Origin of the sequence: Capnocytophaga canimorsus (assembly GCF_002302565.1) — a bacterium.
Lineage (GTDB): Bacteria > Bacteroidota > Bacteroidia > Flavobacteriales > Flavobacteriaceae > Capnocytophaga > Capnocytophaga canimorsus.
Window position 1 is genome coordinate 459,775 of the sequence record NZ_CP022382.1, and the last position, 20,303, is coordinate 480,077.

General features: G+C 36.2%; 18 protein-coding genes. 15 read left to right on the forward strand and 3 right to left on the reverse strand.

The window, feature by feature from the left end:
• The 14 genes from CGC47_RS02055 (at position 1) to CGC47_RS02120 (ending at position 13,216) form a co-directional block, all read left to right on the forward strand.
• Positions 1-1,284, forward strand: a complete 1,284-nt coding sequence (locus tag CGC47_RS02055) for a sensor histidine kinase (RefSeq protein ID WP_041998978.1) — start codon at positions 1-3, stop codon at positions 1,282-1,284.
• A 46-nt stretch (positions 1,285-1,330) separates the two neighbouring features.
• Positions 1,331-1,621, forward strand: a complete 291-nt coding sequence (locus CGC47_RS02060; protein WP_013997433.1) for a DUF493 domain-containing protein — start codon at positions 1,331-1,333, stop codon at positions 1,619-1,621.
• A gap of 36 nt (positions 1,622-1,657) precedes the next feature.
• Complete coding sequence (locus CGC47_RS02065; RefSeq protein ID WP_013997434.1) at positions 1,658-2,293, forward strand: DUF4290 domain-containing protein; 636 nt, start codon at positions 1,658-1,660, stop codon at positions 2,291-2,293.
• 12 nt (positions 2,294-2,305) lie between these two features.
• Positions 2,306-3,616, forward strand: a complete 1,311-nt coding sequence (gene murA, locus CGC47_RS02070) for a UDP-N-acetylglucosamine 1-carboxyvinyltransferase (RefSeq protein WP_041998981.1) — start codon at positions 2,306-2,308, stop codon at positions 3,614-3,616.
• 70 nt (positions 3,617-3,686) lie between these two features.
• On the forward strand, positions 3,687-4,658 hold the full coding sequence (locus CGC47_RS02075; RefSeq protein WP_095899922.1) for a CPBP family intramembrane glutamic endopeptidase: 972 nt from the start codon (positions 3,687-3,689) through the stop codon (positions 4,656-4,658).
• Positions 4,627-5,709, forward strand: coding sequence for an AMP-binding protein (locus CGC47_RS02080; protein WP_041998985.1), 1,083 nt, complete (start codon positions 4,627-4,629; stop codon positions 5,707-5,709). The genes CGC47_RS02075 and CGC47_RS02080 overlap by 32 nt, the downstream gene beginning before the upstream one ends.
• Positions 5,710-5,732: 23 nt before the next feature.
• On the forward strand, positions 5,733-6,758 hold the full coding sequence (locus tag CGC47_RS02085) for a M28 family metallopeptidase (RefSeq protein ID WP_095899923.1): 1,026 nt from the start codon (positions 5,733-5,735) through the stop codon (positions 6,756-6,758).
• A gap of 39 nt (positions 6,759-6,797) precedes the next feature.
• Positions 6,798-7,643 (forward strand): transketolase, encoded by an 846-nt coding sequence (locus tag CGC47_RS02090; protein ID WP_041998988.1) that lies wholly within the window; start codon positions 6,798-6,800, stop codon positions 7,641-7,643.
• 17 nt (positions 7,644-7,660) lie between these two features.
• Positions 7,661-9,097, forward strand: a complete 1,437-nt coding sequence (locus CGC47_RS02095; protein WP_041998991.1) for a hypothetical protein — start codon at positions 7,661-7,663, stop codon at positions 9,095-9,097.
• A gap of 108 nt (positions 9,098-9,205) precedes the next feature.
• Positions 9,206-10,459 (forward strand): pyridoxal phosphate-dependent aminotransferase, encoded by a 1,254-nt coding sequence (locus CGC47_RS02100; RefSeq protein WP_018278925.1) that lies wholly within the window; start codon positions 9,206-9,208, stop codon positions 10,457-10,459.
• Positions 10,460-10,595: 136 nt separating this feature from the next.
• Positions 10,596-10,985 carry an HU family DNA-binding protein gene (locus CGC47_RS02105; RefSeq protein ID WP_013997442.1) on the forward strand — a complete coding sequence of 130 codons (390 nt, stop codon included), beginning with the start codon at positions 10,596-10,598 and terminating at the stop codon, positions 10,983-10,985.
• 199 nt (positions 10,986-11,184) lie between these two features.
• A complete protein-coding gene (locus tag CGC47_RS02110) occupies positions 11,185-11,853 on the forward strand; it encodes a hypothetical protein (RefSeq protein WP_041998994.1) in 669 nt (222 codons plus the stop codon).
• A gap of 10 nt (positions 11,854-11,863) precedes the next feature.
• Entirely contained in the window at positions 11,864-12,175 is a 312-nt protein-coding gene (locus CGC47_RS02115; protein WP_041998997.1) for a nucleotidyltransferase family protein, read from the forward strand.
• Positions 12,176-12,262: 87 nt separating this feature from the next.
• A complete protein-coding gene (locus CGC47_RS02120) occupies positions 12,263-13,216 on the forward strand; it encodes a transketolase family protein (RefSeq protein ID WP_041999000.1) in 954 nt (317 codons plus the stop codon).
• A gap of 373 nt (positions 13,217-13,589) precedes the next feature.
• Here CGC47_RS02120 and CGC47_RS10970 read toward each other — a convergent pair whose 3' ends face one another.
• Positions 13,590-13,667, reverse strand: a complete 78-nt coding sequence (locus CGC47_RS10970; protein WP_111938327.1) for a hypothetical protein — start codon at positions 13,665-13,667, stop codon at positions 13,590-13,592.
• A gap of 19 nt (positions 13,668-13,686) precedes the next feature.
• Positions 13,687-13,956 (reverse strand): RteC domain-containing protein, encoded by a 270-nt coding sequence (locus CGC47_RS02130; protein WP_041999006.1) that lies wholly within the window; start codon positions 13,954-13,956, stop codon positions 13,687-13,689.
• 146 nt (positions 13,957-14,102) lie between these two features.
• Between CGC47_RS02130 and porV the strand changes: the two genes are divergently transcribed.
• Positions 14,103-15,257 (forward strand): type IX secretion system outer membrane channel protein PorV, encoded by a 1,155-nt coding sequence (gene porV, locus CGC47_RS02135; RefSeq protein ID WP_041999010.1) that lies wholly within the window; start codon positions 14,103-14,105, stop codon positions 15,255-15,257.
• 66 nt (positions 15,258-15,323) lie between these two features.
• On the opposite strand, the gene CGC47_RS02140 is transcribed toward porV, so the two are convergent.
• Positions 15,324-19,877 (reverse strand): Ig-like domain-containing protein, encoded by a 4,554-nt coding sequence (locus tag CGC47_RS02140; RefSeq protein WP_095899925.1) that lies wholly within the window; start codon positions 19,875-19,877, stop codon positions 15,324-15,326.
• Positions 19,878-20,303 lie beyond the last annotated feature (426 nt).

Genomic DNA, 20,303 nt, shown 5'->3' on the forward strand with positions numbered 1-20,303 from the left:
ATGAGTGTTTCTCTAAAAAATTATACATTAAAGCATTTTGCTATAGTGCTTTTGCTTGTCATTGCGGTTTGGGCAGGGGCTTTTTATACTTTTATTCGCGAAGAACTTTATGATAATATCGATGACGGATTAAAAAATCAAAAAATACAAATCATTCGCAAAGCCTTTATTGATGAAAAAATTGTACGTACCGAACAGTTCGATTTCAACCAATTCCGAATCTCAGAAGTTCCTGAAAGCCAATATATAGAAGGAAACACTTTCCGTACCGAACAATTTTTTATGGAGTACGAAGAAGGATTTGAACCTTATCGGGTACTTGAAACCTATTTTACTGACCGTGAAGGACGATATCGAAAATTAGAAATCCGTACCTCAATGGTGGAAGAAGATGAATTTTTAGAAAATTTGATTTTTGCTCTGATTTGTTTGTATCTGCTTTTGGTAGTAAGTATCGTGATAGTCAATACATTGGTTTTAGGAAAAGTTTGGAAACCTTTCTATCGAACTTTAGAAAGATTAGGAAATTATCAGTTTGGCAAAAATGAGGAAAAAACACAAAAAATCACCCACATTGATGAATTTGATATGCTCAATTCCGAAATTGATAAAATGATACATCGTAACGAATACAGTTTCAATCAGCAAAAACAATTCATAGAAAATGCTTCGCACGAGTTACAAACTCCTCTTGCCATAGCCATCAATAAATTAGAATTGCTTATCGGTGATGAAAGTCTAACAGAAGATAAGCGCTTAGAACTTAGTGATGTGAGCGATAGTTTACACCGATTGGTAAAGCTAAATCGTTCTCTACTAATGCTATCACGGATTGATAATAATCAATTTGCTCAAAAACAACTCATTTCCTTTAATGAAGTATCAAAAAAAGTAGCTTCGGAGTTTACGGATTTATTTGAATACAAAGCTATTGATTTTTCTCTGGTCGAAAAACAGATTTTCGAAACCGAAATGAATCCAGATTTAGCTTATATTTTGATTTCCAATCTATTACGCAACGCTTTAAAACACAATAAAAAAGAAGGCAAAATTGAGGTAACCATAATTGCAAATGTGTTCTCTGTAAAAAATACTTCAACTGCCGATATGGCTCTTGATACCAATCAAATTTTTAACCGCTTTTACAAAACCAATCAAGACCACACCTCCACAGGTTTAGGACTTGCTATTGTGAAGACCATTGTGGACAATCATACGCATTTGCATATCACATACCATTACGAAAACGGACTACACGAGTTTCGCTTAACAAGACAAATTTAACACCGAAAATTTGTATCTTTGCGAAAAATAATTGTAAACATTCACTATGGAAGAAAAACAAAATCTGGAAGCCTTTTACAAAAAACTTAAAAAACAATTGGAAGACAATACCGATTTCCCTTCGCAATATTTGTATAAATTCATTATTCCGTCACAAGAAGATAAAAAAGAGGCTTTGTATCGGGTGTTTGAACAAACTCAAGCTGAAATTACCACCAAGGAGTCTTCCTCTGGGAAATATATTAGCTTTTCGGTACGCCTTTGGGTAAAAAATGCCGAAGAGGTCATTCATTTTTATCAAGAAGCAGGAAAAGTAGAAGGTATAGTTTCTTTATAAACCATAGTTTTTAGCATCATATCGTATTATAATACAATGGAATACAATACAGAAAGAAGTCCGCTAATCATTCCCGAATACGGGCGTCATATTCAAAAAATGATTGAAAAAGCGGTACAAATTGAAAATCGTGAAGAACGCAACAATACAGCACGAGGCATTATTGGGGTAATGGGTAATTTGAATCCGCATTTGCGAGATGTTCCTGATTTTCAACATAAATTATGGGATCAGTTGTTCATAATGTCTAACTTTGAATTAGATGTGGATTCCCCTTTTGAAAAACCTACCCCAGAGGTGCTTTCAAAACGCCCCGATCGCTTGAGCTATCCGCAGAATTTCCCCAAATATCGTTTCTATGGCAATAACATAAAAAAGATGATTGATGTCTGTGTGAGTTGGGAAGAGGGCGAAATGCGAACAGCTCTGGCTTATGCTATCGCTAATCATATGAAAAAAAGCTATTTGAATTGGAATAAAGATACAGTGGAAGATGAAATCATTTTTCAACATCTGCACGAACTTAGTAACGGAAAAATAAATCTCTCCATCACTGAAGAAGATTTATCTACTCCTAAGGAATTTACCCAACGTAAGACCTATTTTCAGAAAAAGAAAAATTTTTCGCCGAAAAATAACAATTGGAAGAAAAAACAAAATCATTCATCATAAAATCTCTTAACTATGGGCGTTTTTAAAATTGAAGGGGGGCACACGCTTAAAGGCGAAATTACTCCACAAGGCGCTAAAAATGAGGCTCTACAAATTCTTTGTGCCGTTTTACTAACCGACCAAAAAGTAACCATACATAACATTCCTGACATTTTGGATGTGAATAAACTGATTGTGTTACTGGGTAATTTGGGGGTAAAAATACAAAAACTGGGCAAAGGTTCGTATAGTTTTCAAGCAGATGAAGTCAATTTGGATTACTTAAGAACCGATTCTTTTCGAGTTGAAGGACAAAGCCTAAGAGGTTCAATTATGATTATAGGACCGCTTTTAACACGCTTCGGGATAGGATATATGCCTAAACCTGGCGGAGATAAAATCGGACGTCGCCGATTGGATACTCATTTTGAAGGTTTTATCAAATTAGGTGCAGATTTCCGCTACGATAAGGAGCAACACGCTTATAGTGTAAAGGCTGAAAAACTCAAAGGTACATATATGTTGCTTGATGAAGCTTCCGTTACTGGTACTTCTAATATCATTATGGCTGCCGTTCTTGCCCAAGGGGTAACAACCATTTACAATGCCGCGTGTGAGCCTTATATTCAGCAACTTTGTAAAATGCTTATCAGTATGGGAGCTAAAATTGAGGGAATTGGTTCTAATTTGCTTACCATTGAAGGTGTGGTGCAATTGCAGGGTTGTACGCATACCATACTTCCAGATATGGTGGAAATCGGCAGTTGGATTGGATTGGCTGCAATGACACAAAGCGAATTAACCATTAAAGACGTAGCTTGGGAATATTTGGGGCAAATCCCCAATGTGTTCCGAAAATTAGGAATCACTCTTGAAAAAAAAGGCGATGATATATATATTCCAGCTCATACACAAGGTTATAAAATACAAAAAGACATTGATGGTTCTATTTTAACCATTGCCGATGCACCTTGGCCTGGTTTTACCCCCGATTTGCTTAGTATCGTACTGGTAGTTGCCACACAAGCACAAGGTGAAGTACTCATCCATCAAAAAATGTTTGAGAGTCGCCTCTTTTTCGTAGATAAACTCATTGATATGGGAGCAAAAATTATTTTGTGCGACCCGCATCGGGCTACGGTAATCGGACACGCCTTTAAATCGCCGCTCAAGGCTACAGTGATGACCTCACCCGATATTCGTGCAGGGATTGCCCTACTCATTGCTGCATTATCGGCAAAGGGAACTTCTACCATTTATAATATAGAACAAATAGACAGAGGCTATGAGCAAATAGATGAACGTTTAAGAGCCATTGGTGCGAACATCATTCGTGTTCAATAATATATCTTTCTAAAAATAAAATTGTTATATATCACTATTAAACCATAATTCATTGTAAAAAAAAACGTTTATGTATATCGAAAATGCTTATTTCGGCAAGTCCCCCAAATGGCTTTACATTATTCCGCCTTTGTTGTTTTTTGGAATGTCTTTCTTAGGAGCTGTGGCTGTTTTTCTGATGGATATAGATACCGAAACCATTATGAAAGCTGAAATTGCTCGTAAAGGCGAACTTCCTTTTTTGTTTGAAAATTTACTCATTTTTGTATTTCTCTTCTTAGGAATGCTTTTTTGGATTCGTTTTGTTAGCCAACAACCCTTATTAAAAGCCACCACTTCACGCCCAAAAACCGATTGGAAGCGCATTTGCTTTGCATTTGCTTTGTGGGGCGGAATAACTTCAGTACTGGTTTTGGCTGATTACTTATTTTTTAATCCTCAGGATTATATGTGGAATTTTGAACCTATACCCTTTCTTTGGTTAACACTTATGGTTATCATTATGATTCCAATGCAAACCAGTTTTGAGGAATATTTTTTCAGAGGTTTTCTAATGCAAGGATTAGGTATTGCTGTAAAAAACAAATGGTTTCCGCTAATTTTCACTTCGGTTACCTTTGGTTTGGCACATATTGCTAATCCTGAAATTAGTAAGTTAGGATACGGATTATTAGCTTATTACATCGGCACAGGCTTATTTTTAGGCATCATCACTTTAATGGATGAGGGACTGGAATTGGCTTTGGGTTTTCACGCTGCTAATAATTTATTTACGGCACTTTTGGTAACTTCCGATTGGACAGCTTTCCAAACCCCTTCCCTACTTCGCGATGTAGCTCAGCCTTCCCTTTGGGCGAATATTTTTTTACCGCTGTTGGTATTTTTTCCTATTTTACTGATTATCTTTGCCAAAAAGTACCACTGGCACAGTTGGAAACAGAAACTCACAGGCAAAGTACTTTCCGAAAATGAATTTTTAAACAAACAAAATAATAATACAATATCAGAAAATGAGAGAAATAGATTTCAATTTCGTACATAAAGATTTCAGAATTAATGATTTTCCTATTGACCGTGAGCGTTTGCTTACTTTGGCAAGAACCTATTTTAAAGATGGTGAAGGTTATATGAAATCAATAGGGGCATTTTTGTTGGATTGGTTGGATAACCGTGACTATATAGAAGCTGTAACTTCGGGTTCTACAGGAATTCCGAAAGTCATTCGCCTGAAAAAACAGCATATGGTCAATTCAGCTTTGGCAACGGGCGATTACTTACATTTGGCACCTAAAAATACGGCGCTATTTTGCCTCCCTGCCGATTTTATTGCTGGAAAAATGATGCTTATCCGATCTATCGTTTTGGGGTTGCACTTAGAAATCATTCCTCCTTCATCGATGCCTTTAGCTCTGACCAATAAAGATTTTGACTTTGCAGCAATGATTCCTTTACAAGCCTCTAAATCTATTTACGACTTAAATCGTATCAAAAAACTGATTTTAGGAGGTGCCTCTATTGACAACGAATTAGAAGAAAAATTACAGCCTTTGAATACGCGCATTTATGCCTCTTATGGTATGACCGAAACCATATCACACATAGCTATGCGCAAGGTAAATCACACCGCAATTCCTGAGCGAACCTATAAAGCTTTACCAGGAGTTACATTCTCACAAGATGAGCATCATTGCTTGATTATCAATGCTCCTTATGTTTCTGATCACGAAATTATTACCAACGATGTAGTACAACTAATTTCTACTACCGAGTTTGAATGGCTTGGGCGTCACGATAACGTGATTAACTCTGGAGGATTTAAAGTATTCCCCGAAAGTGTAGAACGTAAGTTAAGTAAGCACATCAAGCATCCGCATTTTATTGCTTCCGAACCGGATGATGAGCTCGGACAAAAAGCTGTACTTTATGTAGAAGCCAAAGCGGAAAACTATCCGAACCTAACAGCTGATTTACATCGAGATAAAGAATTACTAAAACTTGAAGTACCACGTGAAATTTACTTTGTAGAAAAATTCGTAATGACTGACAATCACAAAGTAAAACGCGCTGATACCATTGCCAAATACAAAAAATAATTTTTAACCTTTAACCGAATCAAATGAAAATATCCTTTTCGTTCCAATGGGTATTTGCTATAGCGGTAGTGATGCTATCGGCTTGTAGCACCCCAAAAAATGTGACTGATAATGATATAAATAAAACGTTATCAAACTATATCAATCAAATCTCTGAAGAAAAACTTAAAGAGCAATTAGGCGTAATTGCCAGCGACCAAATGCAAGGACGAGATACGGGTAGTGAAGGCATTCGTAAGGCTGCTCAATACATCGTTGAAGAGTATCAAAAACAAGGCATTAGTTATCCTCCACAGGCAGAAGGTTGGTTTCAAACCGTTCCAAAAGCATATATGAGAAATCGTTTTAATGATTCCGATAACATTTGGGCTTTTATTGAAGGAAGTGAAAAGCCAGAAGAAATTTTAGTGATTTCGGCTCATTATGACCATATTGGATTTGAAGGAAATACCATATTTAACGGCGCAGATGACAATGGTTCAGGAACAGTAGCCGTAATGGAATTGGCAAGAGTGTTTAATAAAGCTGCCCAAGAAGGGTATCGCCCCAAACGCTCTATTTTATTTCTGCACGTAACAGGTGAAGAACGAGGACTTTATGGCTCAGCCTACTATGCTGACCACCCGTTATATCCGCTAAAAAATACCATAGCTAACATCAATATTGATATGATTGGCAGAATAGGAGAATTCCATAACAACGGAAATTATATTTATGTTATTGGCTCAGACAGACTTAGCACAGACCTACATAACATCAACGAAGAGGTAAATAGCAAACATACCAAGTTATTTCTAGATTATAAATACAACGACCGCAAAGACCCTATGATGATTTACTATCGTTCCGATCATTATAACTTTGCCAAACACGGCATACCAGCTGTGTTCTTTTTCAATGGGCTTCACGCCGATTATCATAAAGAAACTGATACCGTTGATAAAATCGACTTTAAATCGCTTCAAAAACGCACCCAACTGATTTTTGGTTTAGCTTGGGAACTTGCTAATCGTCAAGAACGTATCAAAGTGGACAGAGACGGAAAATAATAGCTTAAACACCAATAAAAACATCAAAATTTACTCATAATGGCATCAATAAAACAATTAGAAGATTTAACAATACAAGTACGTAGAGATATTTTAAGAATGGTTCACAAGGTAAATTCAGGACACCCAGGCGGTTCGTTGGGGTGTGCTGAATTTTTTGTTTGCCTCTATAACGAATTGATGGAAATCAACACCAATTTTGCGATGGACGGCAAAAACGAAGACCTCTTTTTCCTTTCAAACGGACATATTTCCCCTGTATTTTACAGCGTTTTAGCTCGAAGAGGTTATTTCTCTATCAGTGAATTAAATACATTCCGTTTGCTAAATTCTCGTTTGCAAGGACACCCAACGCCACACGAAGGATTGGAAGGTGTTCGTATTGCTTCAGGATCTTTAGGACAAGGGCTTTCAGTTGGGATTGGAGCAGCACTGACCAAAAAGCTCAATGGTGATACGCATTTGGTGTACACCCTTCACGGTGATGGCGAATTGCAAGAAGGACAAATCTGGGAAGCTGCAATGTATGCTGGAGGAAAAGGCGTTGATAATCTGATTGCTACCATTGATTATAACAAAAAGCAAATCGACGGAAGCACCGATAACGTTTTACCTTTGGGCGATTTACGGGCTAAATTTGAAGCCTTTGGTTGGCAAGTAATTGATATTGAGAAAGGAAACGATATCACTTCTGTTTTGGAAGGAATGAAAAAAGCCAAATCATTGACAGGCAAAGGAAAACCTGTGTGTGTGCTTTTGCATACCGAAATGGGTAATGGTGTTGATTTTATGATGGGAACTCACGCTTGGCACGGAAAAGCTCCGAATGATGAACAACTTGCCAAAGCTCTCGCTCAAAATCCAGAAACATTAGGAGATTACTAAATTATAATTATTCAACTATGAAAAAACTATTCTTCATCGTAGGTATGTGTTTTACTGCCTTACTTACCGCACAACAAAAACCAGAAAGCCTAACCTTTACTCACAAATTGGTGTACGAATTAAGCAGTGAGCAAAATGAAATTCCGAATACAATTATCTCAAAGCAACTTACAATGTATATTGCCCATAAAGCGATAATTCTGGAAACCAATAGTGGTACGCTTTTATTTAAAGATGGAAGTGCATTTTGGGTCAGATTGGGGGCTTTTGATAATCAAATTTACTTTTCACCCAAAGATTACTTTGAAATTGATCTGTTAGGTTTCAAATTAAACCCTCAAACAGAACAAACCTCAAACACAAACCAATGTACTTGGTATAAATTACAACTATACGAAAATAATAAAGAAAATGAAGAAGGTGAAGAAATTGATGTCTGTGAAATCTGCATCGACACGAAAAACCAAAAAGACAATGCTTTGGTTTTTCCTCCTCACAATATCAGAGGGCTTATAAAAGAAATACACCTCATCAACGAATCGTATAATTGGACACTGGTAAAAGAGGAAGCCATCAATAAATCCTTTTTATTTGACAAAGAAGCTATTGATGCTCAAAGAGAGGCACGCAAAAAACAATGGGAAGAATATTATAATTACCAACCTACCGATAGTATAGCCTCTACAGACACTTTAGATGCTATTGATAGTGCTTTTTATTCCGAAGCCTATGCCTACGACCCACTGTACTACGCTACCTTTTCAGGTATAAATATGGATATGAGTTATAAATTACTTATTTATGCCGAACGTATTCATAGTGTAATAAATGACCAAATCAGCAATTTAAAAGAATATGAAGGAGACGGACTTAATCGCAAACAAATCATTCGCTTCTTGAAAAAACATTATGAATCTTCGGTAAAAAATCTGCTAAAAGCTAAAATCATTTCTAAAGAAGAAAGCAAACAACTAAAAGGCGTGTTTAAAGATTTAATCAAAAAAGCCGAAGCCTTTGACCCTAAAAGTATTCCGATGCGTGAGCAAACTACCTATGAAGACTACAATTACGATACCGTAAAGGAAGCAGCTGAAGGGGTTACTAGAAAGGTAAAATATACGTCCGCATACAAAAACCTCGAGATTACTGATAATATTACTTTGGCTTTAGATTCATTTTCAGATGAGGAAGATATGTTAGCTTATGCCCCAACTTATTGTAAGGCTTATAAGAACAAAGTACCCAAATTCGAGAATGAAAAACTCAAATTACATATAACCAATTACTTGGGGCAACTGTGCGATTTGTATCTGTATCCTTATACTTATCTGGTTGATTTTAAAGGAACCATTGATAGTTTACGTAAAAGTTGGCTGGAAATTGAGAAATTACGTCCGACCCTTTCAAAACAAGACACCCAACTTTTGCTCGAATTTATGGAAAGTTTAGACTAATCTTTATTGAAAAAACTCTTTACGGATACAACCGCTGTAAGGAGTTTTTTTATAAATTCGTACAAAATGTAAAACAATTCCTTTTGGGAAATAAAATATCAAAACATTATGAAAGTATCAAAATTAGCACAAAATTTAATCGGTTCTGAGATTGTAAAGATTGGAAACGAAGTAAACGACCTCAAAGCCAAAGGCGAAAAAATCACAAATTTAACCATTGGGGATTTGGATTCGAATATTTATCCCATTCCCAATGAGCTTAAAAAGGGAATTCAACAAGCGTATGCCGATAATCTTACGAACTATCCTCCTGCGAGTGGTATCCTTTCGCTTCGGGAAAATGTTTCGAAAGACCTCAAACAACGCTACGCATTGGAGTACTCAGCGAAAGATATTCTTATCGCAGGAGGTTCGCGTCCGTTGATTTACGCAACCTTTAAAACCATTGTAGATGAGGGAGATAAAGTGATTTATCCCGTACCTTCGTGGAACAACAATCACTATTCGTACTTGAATTCTGCTCAGAAAGTAGAATTGGAAGTTAAGCCTGAAAACAACTTCTTACCTACGGCGGAAGAGCTACGTCCGCACCTGAAAGATGCCGTTCTGTTAGCACTTTGTTCGCCACTTAATCCGACAGGGACGATGTTTTCCGAGCATCAACTCAGAGAAATTTGCGAACTTATTGTGGAAGAAAACCGCAAACGTGGAGCCGACGAAAAGCCTCTTTACTTAATGTATGACCAAATTTATGCGATGCTTACCTTCGGAGAAAAACACTTTAATCCGGTAAGTTTAGTCCCTGAGATGAAGCCTTATACCATATTTATCGACGGTTCTTCCAAATGTTTTGCGGCTACGGGCGTTCGCGTGGGCTGGGCTTTTGGTCCTTCGGAAATCATCGGAAAGATGGCGGCTCTACTTACGCACGTTGGGGCGTGGGCTCCAAAACCTGAACAACAGGCGATGGCTCAATTCCTTACCAACACAAAAGCGGTTGACGCGTTCGTAAATGATTTCAAAGGAAAGATTAAACATAGCTTAGAAACCCTGCACGAAGGCATTCAGGCATTGAAACAAAAAGGATATGCGGTGGAGAGTATTCGTCCGATGGGAGCTTTGTATTTGACCATTCAGTTGGATTATGTTGGGAAAACTACACCGAAAGGCGACAAACTTAACGATACTACTGACTTGGTTTTCTACCTTATTAAGGAAGCAGGAATGGCATTAGTTCCGTTTTCTGCCTTTGGAAATAGCCGAACAATGCCTTGGTTTAGAGCTTCAGCAGGTGGATGTTCTTTGCAAGATATTAAGGACGTTCTCCCAAGATTAGAGAAGGCTTTGAGCGAACTGAAATAAAAGGATAAGCAACAAATAGAGCAAAGTCTAAAAAGAAAAACAGAAGCAATCAGGCTTTGCTCAGTTTGTTTGCTTTATTACAAATACAAAAATATTACACCTTATATATATTATATCACTAAAAAAATTATTTATTATGGCAGTAAAATACAACATCGTAGAGCGAAAAAACCTATTAGATAAAGAAGCTCAACCTAAATTTTATGCAAGTGCAAAGGCAGATGGTGAAATATCTTTCCGTGCTCTTGCTAAAGAAATTGCGACAGGTTCATCAACCGTATCGGACACAGATGTTTTGGCGGTTCTCAATGATTTAACCAAAGTATTAGTAAAACATCTTTCAGAAGGACGTATTGTTCGTTTGGGTGATTTCGGGAGTTTTAGAATTACTATTTCGAGCGAGGGAGCAGAAACCGCAGAGAAATTCAATCCTGCTTTAATTAAAAGCAATAAAATTCAGTTTACCCCTGGAATAGATTTAAAGGAAATGCAACGCGTTATCAAGTACGAAAAATATAAAAAATAATTTTCTTTTCGGAAAGAAGTATAGGCTTGTTGTTGTACAGATAGATATATTGTTGAAATTACATGTATATATCTTATCAAAAAAGTATATATAAGTTTCTAAAAATATATATACAAGTTGACTAAGTTTTGTATATAAATTTATAAAAATATATATACGTAGTTTCAATAATATTCGGATAACCTAAAAATATAAATATATGGACATTTCACAACTATTGAGAGAAAAACAACGTCTTATAGATAAAGGTAGAGAATTATTATCAAATAAAATATTTCCAGATGAAGTATTAGTAAATATTCGAGATGAGAGATTACGAAAAGATATCGCTAAGGAAATTTTTACTCCTAATGATATTCGTTTTGAAGATTTAAGCAAAGAAGAACAAGTTAAAAGAAGAGAAAGTCTAAAAGTACAATTATTATTCAGTGAATATTTGCACTCTTTTGTAACATTAAAGTCAATTACATACTTACTATTAATAATAGGATTGATTACTTTAATCACGGCAATTTTACATATAAATAATAATTTGTACTTTGGTATAATTACAAGTTTTATAGGGATTTTATTGTTTTTGATTTCTCTTGATAGAGAAAAAGTAGTAAAATACTCACTAAAAATAGCTATTATTTATTCGGTTTTATATTTGATTGAACTCATTATTTTAAAAATACCAATGCCATATATTCAACCAATAAACGTTGATGTATTAGAATCACGAAGGGGAGCTTTAACGAAAATAGTAAACTTAGTATCACCTTATTTATATGTTATCTTACGTATAGTGGTAGGGGTATTTCTATTTAAAATATATACAGCTCAACAAAAATTTATAGAGGGTAAAAGAAAATTTAGACAAGGTTAAATAATAAACAATGAAAGAAATACAAAAACATCAAGAGGATATTGTAGCGGCTTGTAAGAGATACAAAGTAAGTTCTTTATATGCCTTTGGTTCAGTAACTCGGGAGTATTTTTCTAAGCAGTCAAGTGATATTGATTTATTAGTGGTATTTCAGCCTATTGATTTGCTTGATTATGCCGATAATTATTTCGATTTATTGTTTGTTTTGCAAGGAATTTTCAATCGGAAAGTAGATTTAGTTACCGAAAAATCCCTAAAAAATCCTTACTTTATAGAAGAAATAAATAAAACAAAACAACTTATTTATGCCGAAGCAAGTTAGTAAAGTAAGATTATTTACAAAGTTATTATCAAAAACATTTATATATTAAAAGGAGATAAAATCATCAATAATAAAAGAATAAATATAATTATGAAATATACAGACACAGGAAAAAAGGATACTCGAAGCGGCTTCGGGGCAGGATTGGCTGAGCTTGGGCGTACCAATCCTAACGTAGTGGCGTTGTGTGCTGACCTTATTGGGTCGCTCAAAATGGAGAAATTTATTGAAGAAAACCCTGAACGTTTCTTCCAAATTGGTATTGCCGAAGCCAATATGATGGGTATTGCAGCAGGACTTACCATAGGAGGAAAAATTCCGTTTACGGGTACATTTGCCGCATTTTCAACGGGAAGGGTGTATGACCAAATCCGTCAGTCGATTGCATATTCAGGAAAAAATGTAAAGATTTGTGCTTCACACGCAGGACTTACCTTAGGGGAAGACGGAGCAACGCACCAAATTTTGGAAGACATCGGTCTGATGAAAATGCTCCCCGGAATGGTAGTTATCAATCCGTGCGACTATAATCAAACCAAAGCGGCTACCATTGCCATTGCCGACTATCAAGGACCGGTTTACTTACGTTTCGGACGTCCGACAGTGGCAAATTTTACTCCGGAAGACCAAAAGTTGGAAATTGGTAAAGGTATTCTTCTCACAGAAGGGAAAGATGTAACTATTGTTGCCACAGGACATTTGGTTTGGGAAGCCTTACTTGCTGCCGATGAATTGGAAAAACAAGGTATTTCTGCTGAAGTAATTAACATTCATACTATTAAGCCTTTGGACGAGGAAATTATTTTAAATTCCGTAAAGAAAACCAAATGTATCGTTACTTGTGAGGAACACAATTACTACGGAGGATTGGGCGAAAGTATATCGCGTGTACTAACACAAAGGTTCCCTATTCCACAAGAATTCGTAGCGGTGAATGACACATTCGGAGAATCAGGAACACCTTCCCAGCTAATGAAAAAATACGGACTCGACAAAGATGGCGTACTAAAAGCTGTAGAAAAAGTACTCAAAAGGAAGTAAATCAGAAGAAATATATAAATTTTGAGAAAAAAATCGGGTTGGAATTAGTGTTTTTCAACCTGATTTTTTAATTATAATCCCAAATATTTACATTTTTTTTATATAAAAATCCAAATAATATTATATAATATTTATTATCAGATAGTTATTTGTTTTTCGAATCTATGAGGTAACGATTTAGTAACGGAGCCAATTTCATTGATTTTACTTGTTTTGCGTTGTAACTCAATGCCACGAAGGTACGAACTATTTACAAATTGGCAAAAAAAAAAATCTTACCTCTGCTTGTTCAAAAGATCAATAGTAAGGCAGTCCCGTTCAAAACAATCAAACGGGACGTTTGTAAGTTAATTACTCTACTTATGAAAACGGATTACCTATCCATATATTCTTCCAATGTCTTTTTTAATTCATCTAAGAAAGCGGCTCTTGATTTGGCACTTGTTTTCATTCGATGGAAAGCGTGATGGCTATCTTTTTAAATCTATATTGAATATTTTACCAAAGACAGCAATGATTTTGTTGATACTCATCTTCCCATAATAAATGGCTTTGATTTGTTGTAAGGCATAAACAAGTTCAATCAAATCATTTTTGGTAGTAGTCCATTCCAAATTTGTAACACAAGATGAGCAGATAAGTAAAGAAAAATTACAAAAAACATCAGAAAATACATCTGTGACAAAAATAAAATAAATAATTTGTTTTTCAGCTCCTTGTAAAATAAAAATTAAAGTCATAACTCCAAGAAAATGATTTATTTACCATAATAAACCATTGCGTTAAAAAATAGCTATCTTTGTCCCAAGGATTTCAAAGAATATTACCTTTGCCTCTTTTTAGTGATTCTCAAGAGAAAAATCTTTTCTAAGTATAATTGGTTATTATGAAATTTTTATATTCGTTTCTTGTATTTGTTTTGGGAATGGGACTTGTTTTTCCACAAGAGAAACGCCCTATTTCAACTGCATTTCCTTTCTTATTACTAGGTACTGATGCCATAGCTTGTGGCAAGGGAGACTTGGGAGTAGCCTCAACACCAGACGTTTTTTCTCAACATTGGAATGCTTCCAAATATATTTTTGCAAAGGAAAAATCTGCCTTTGCAATGGCGTATGCTCCCTATCTAAATCGGGCAGTACAAGATATTTTCATAGGAAATCTTGTATACTACAAAAAAACAAAGCGAGGAGCTTGGGCTGGAAGCTTCAATTATTTCAATATAGGAAATGTAACTCTTACTCGCGGTTTTGATAAAGACATTTACATTCTGGGAGATTTTCGTCCCTCTGAATTTACATTTGACGTTTCCTATAGTTTGCAGCTGAGTTCTCACTACGCAATGGGTATTACCACTCGTTATTTGAACTCAAATTTAAGGCTCCCTATAGAAGAAAGCAATGTAGCCAGAGGGGTTGCTTTTGACATCTGCGGATTTTATTCTTCCAAAGAACATCTAATAGGGGATTATTTCGGAAAATATACTTGGGGATTTCAAATTTCAAACATTGGTAGTAAAGTGCAATATGAAAAATTAGGACAGACTTTTTTCTTACCTGCTAACCTTAAATTAGGTGCAGGGTACAACCTACAAACTAATAGTTACAATCATTTTCAGTTTCTTTTAGAAATCAATAAATTACTCGTTCCTTCACCAGCCAAGTATGGTTTTAATGACACTAATGGCAATGGCATTCAAGAGCCTACTGAACCTACTGAAATTGTAGCGGGAAAAAGCCCAAATGTTGATTTCTTGCAAGGTATTTTCCAATCATTTGGCGATGCCCCTAATGGTTTTTCGGAGGAATTACAAGAAATTTCTTGGTCGTTAGGTTTTGAATATGCCTATAATGAAACTTTATTTTTACGAACAGGTTATTTCAATCAACACAAAAATAAAGGTGACAGAAAATATCTGACATTAGGCACAGGATTTCGTATACAATCGTGGCAAATTGATTTTTCATACCTTTTTTCAACAGCAAAAACAAATAACCCAATGAGCTCTTCTTTAAGAATTGCACTACAATGTAAGCTTTAAAACACAAAGAGTCCATTACTGTATTAATCAATATTAATCAAGTAATGGACTTTGCTTCTTTACACATTAAAATTGATAATAGTATGGCACTTCCGATGTAATTTCCCCATTAGGTAGGCGATATTTTAAAATTGCCTTGTATTTTTTCTCGGGAATCGTAGGGAAGTTTCGTTCCATAAATTCAGCCTCCCAAGTAGGATTTAATATGCCTTTTGTTAAATTATCTGAAATACGTCTGCCAAGTTCAGTCCAGTCATTTCTGTAATATACTAACACATCATAACGATACGGAAAAAGACGTTTAAGTATGGAACCCTGTGAATTATTTTGTAAATTTTCCGCATACGAACTCACCACAGAGATTGCCTCTTTAGGAGGAAAACCTATTTTTTCATTCGATGAACCTCTTCTTAAGATACTGATAACTTGCGGATTTGTATATAAATATTTTTTAAATACAGCATCGTAAGCATCATCCAATACCGCCTCTGTATAAAACAAAGGCTTTCCGTCGGTGTATAATGTTCCTAAAAGCTCAGTAACTTCAAAAGATTCGTCTGTATTCATATTGTTAAATAAGGTCACTACGTCCGAAGAGATTTTATCCCAAAGTTTTCGCTCCGTTTTAAAAGCATTCATCTTCTGTTTGAGTGATTTGTATTTACTAGCTTTAAAACTGTACGTTAATCGTTCGAAACTTCCTTCTTTAACAGAGGCTTGGGCTTTGTTGCTTTTGAAAGCAGCAGAAGTCTCTTTTTCTATGGTATCGTACCCCCCTTCAACTCGTTTTGTTTCTTTCTCAGATGTGGCTATTTTGCCTTTTTTCGTACTATTTTTGCTATAACTTACTATGGAAAGGGTGTATTTTGCCTCTGTATCAAGCTTTGGCATTGTATAGGTAATTGCATTCTTAGCAGCATTATAACTGGGCTGAGCTGTTAGTTTATTTCCGTTTTCTGAAATCAAATGCAACTGTGTTTCCCAATTATCAGACTCAAACAAATACGCCTGACCTTGCTTGAGCTGGATAAACGCATTTTTGGTTTCATCAACAAAATAGTTTTTTTGGTCAAGTACTGGATACGCATATTGAATATTTTTATTAGGAATATATTCTGGAGCTACTCCCGTTACAAAAATTCGCTCTTCCACCTCCAAAGCCTTCTTGCCATCTACCATCACAGTTTGATAGGAATTGCCCTTTAATTCCTGAAAACTCACCTGAGCGGTAATTTTGTATTTCGTATTGGAAGAAAGCGTCTCCATAGGGATAAAATTCACTACGTCAGAAGATTTTCCAAATTCCAACTTTCCACTGATTTTACTGCCTTTTTCATCGGTCATTTCCAATTTTTCTAATTTTACAACATACGTATGGTCACCATCATCTTCAGGAATAACAATGGGTTTTTCCACTTCAAGATTAAAACTTACCTGAGGAGCAATGAACACATCTACATTAGTGCTTTTATCCGAAGGAGACACATCGGAAATGATTTTCATTCCGTCCAATACTTGTCCCTGTGCCAGCTCGCATTGCTCGCCAAATTCCATTTTGAGCCGGAAGCGACCCTTAACAAGCCCTCCCAATACGTTGTAGTATCCGCCCAAATAACCTCTCGCCCAAAAAGGATTGGGTCCTGACCCTTGCAAAATAGCAGCAACTCCCGCTTTAAGGATTGGAATATTTTTACGAACAAAAAACAATCGAACTCGTATTCCCAACTCTCCTTGAAGATAAACATACGTTTGCCCACTGGCATACCAACCATTGATTCCAAGCTCTCCACTGCGGTTTTTACAATGAGTATTGCCATAGTTTTTCAGCATTATATCCGAACCTAAACCCGCAGCAAATCGAGCATAAATAAATCCTGCATTGATATCGCCCGTATCAAAACTCAAATGAGAGCCAAAAGCAAATCCTCTTCCTTCCCTAACCTGATTGAGACTTTGCATATACCCTAAGTTACTTGCTTTCATTCCTAAAATTTCAGCTACTTTGGCAGGAGGCTCGGGAGTTTCATAAATTTTCGTTCCTATCATAAAGTAACTTTGTGCTTTCACACTTAAGTTACCAAAACCTACTTGCAAGCCTATCATCTCACGCGAAGTACCAATATGAATGTACCAATCTTTCGGGTCGATATGAATCACAGCTCTTCCCGCCAGTCCGTTGTTACCCCTACCTTTGATAATGCCTCCAGCAACATTTACATAAGCTTCCATATTGGCGTGAAATGCTTTTTGGCTAAAATCATAACTCATTGCCATTGTAGCATAAATAGGAGCTTGTTTTGTTTTTCCGTTTTTATCCAAAGAAATATCCTGTTGTGAAGGGGTATTACTGCTATCCATCGAAAGGAAATTTTCCAGCTTGTCACCTTCTTTGAGTTTTTTCATATCTACTAACTGATTAACCCGTGAAGAGAATCCCTCTTGCAGAGATTCAAAAGGATTATCCAATTTGTCCTGTAAAGCATACATTATGGTAGCCTCCCCATCAATGCCAACACGGGCAAGTCCTCCTTTTTTATTGGTCTGGAGACTTAAAATAGCCATAAAAGAAGCTACATTTTTACTCTGAAAAGCTCCCAAAACACCGGCTTTTAACTCCAATTCCACTGACGCATCCGGAATAAGATCAAAAGCTCTTTTTATTCCCGATATATTGCCTTCCTTGTCTTTATTGGTCATTGTACCATCTTCAGGACGCATTCGGTAGTAAGCTCCACCAACAAAGCCCGTGATATTCACAAACGAAGCTGGAATATTTAAACCATCAACAGCAGCATCAAACCCCCAATAACGAAAATCCTTATTCCCAAATACGGCATTGGCATCTACCTTAATGGCAGGATTTTCAATCTCTACAGCTAACATCGCTCTAAAACCATTGCCATAAAGTGGGTCATCTTTCATCAGTTTGAGCCTTCCTGACACGGTAGCCACCACAACATCTACATTATTTAAGGCTAATTCACTGACATCAAAAGTGTCATATCGCCAAGAAGCCTTTTCTCTTTTAGCATAAATACTAAATCCTCCTTCAGCAGAAAATTTATCTTTCTGTAAACCTACACGAATGCCAAAATTCAACATCGCTCTATTGCCTTTGAAATTGACATTCACATCTTTCACACTTACAGGAAAATTAGCTAAACGTTGCTCACCCGTAACTCCAAAATGTTCTGCAGAAATATAAGGTTCTTCGGTTTGAAGTGTAAATTTGCGAAAAGTGATACCGTTAAATTCGTAGCTGTTCTTATCAGTGCTATTTTCACGCAGAGACATTTGTCCGTTAAGAACCGCTTTAGGAATGAATTTCTTATTCTTTACTCTCAACTCAAGGTACGACGATGGTTCAATAGTGGCTTGGGCTCTCCATAAATCAAAATTGAGTTTTTCCAAAGAGGAAGCCCTAAGCATATAGTCATCATCGGTAAAAGTTCCCGTAAAAAAAATGCCTTTTTCACTTGATTTTTTCGCTTTGTCATTAGCAGCAACATCAGCCGTATCTTCTGAATCATCAGCCGATTCAATAGGAAGCAACATACGCCCAGAAAGAGCTCCTCCCTTGATTTTAGAAGCCATAAAATCTGCTTTAATAAAATCCAATGAATACCGCCACGCATTTTCTCCGCCTGACGTAGTACCTTCATTAAGAGAAATTAAGTTCTCCGCCGAAAAACTACCCGAAACACCATACGAATCTAAAATAAAACGTTCTGCTGAAAAACTTACTCTCGATTCAGACTTTTTAAATTCTTCCGGTAAGGTAATTTTTAATTTACCCATATAAAAACCACGCCACGACTCCGCTTCAGCTACTAAATACTCCTCATAACCTTGAGGCAAAAACATCCCCTCTGCATTATGCGTGTCGCTCATATCCAGAATGATGTCCTCTGACTCAAACACAAAAGCACCTCGGTCACTGTTCTGTACTTGTTTGGTAATGGCAAACGCAGGTAAAGAAACCCTTAACAGCAGATTGTTCCAGCTTTCAGCCTTTAAAGCCACTGAAGTTTCTACTCTTCCGTTAAGTATCGGGGTATATGTACGCTCATCAACAGGCACTATCAACTGCGGAGATACGCGAATCACGCCATTTAAGGCTATCTCACGCAAACCATCACAATCAAAGGTAATATACGTCAAATCACCAACCGTATCACCCGTGCGTGTATCAATGCCTCCACCACGAAGCAAAAACTCCCAATTCTTGTTGGAACTCACCGTGAAATCTCCCAAAAGAGAAAGACGCATATCGCCCACTATTTGTCCTTCATACGAAAACGAAAGCCCCGTAGCTCCGAAAAAAAGCTGTTTTTTACCCGTAGGACTCTCACTATCAGGAACCGTAAGACGGGCATATGCATTGACCAACGTCTGCTCAGGTAAAAAAGTAGCTTGAGTGATGATAATAGCATATTCCATCCCATCCTTCGTTTCCCGTATACCAACAGGAAGCTCTGTGATGTCTTCTAAGGTTTCTGCCCAGCGAGTTTGCTCAAAAGTATTTTCAACCTGCTTGAACACGTGCTGTCCATCTTGTTGAGCAAATCCTTTCAAGAAAAAAGCAAACATTAATGTCAAAAATATGAGATTTCGTATCATAGCAATGTAACTTAGGCCTGTAGCAAAATGTAAATAATGACAAAAGTATGAAAATTAAAGAATTTTTCTCTTTTGCTAAATAAATTACGACAGATTTCTAAATCTTTTGATAAATTTATAGTCGTAATAATTTGTTTATCAAATACATAAACAATATATCCAAAAGTAGATTTTCAAAAACAACTTTCAATCATTTTATATTTTTAGAAAAACAGATACTTCACCGTGAAAATCGTTTTAAATGTGTACATATTGACAAATTACAACGCTTAATACGATTCGTTCCATAACGAACCATTTTATTTATATCATTATCTATCAATATTTTATATTGTTTTAAACTACCTTTATAAATAATTGCTTGTAATTTAGTAAGGTTTTTATAACAATACACAATGTTTTGTTAGTTCGTTTTCCAACAAAACT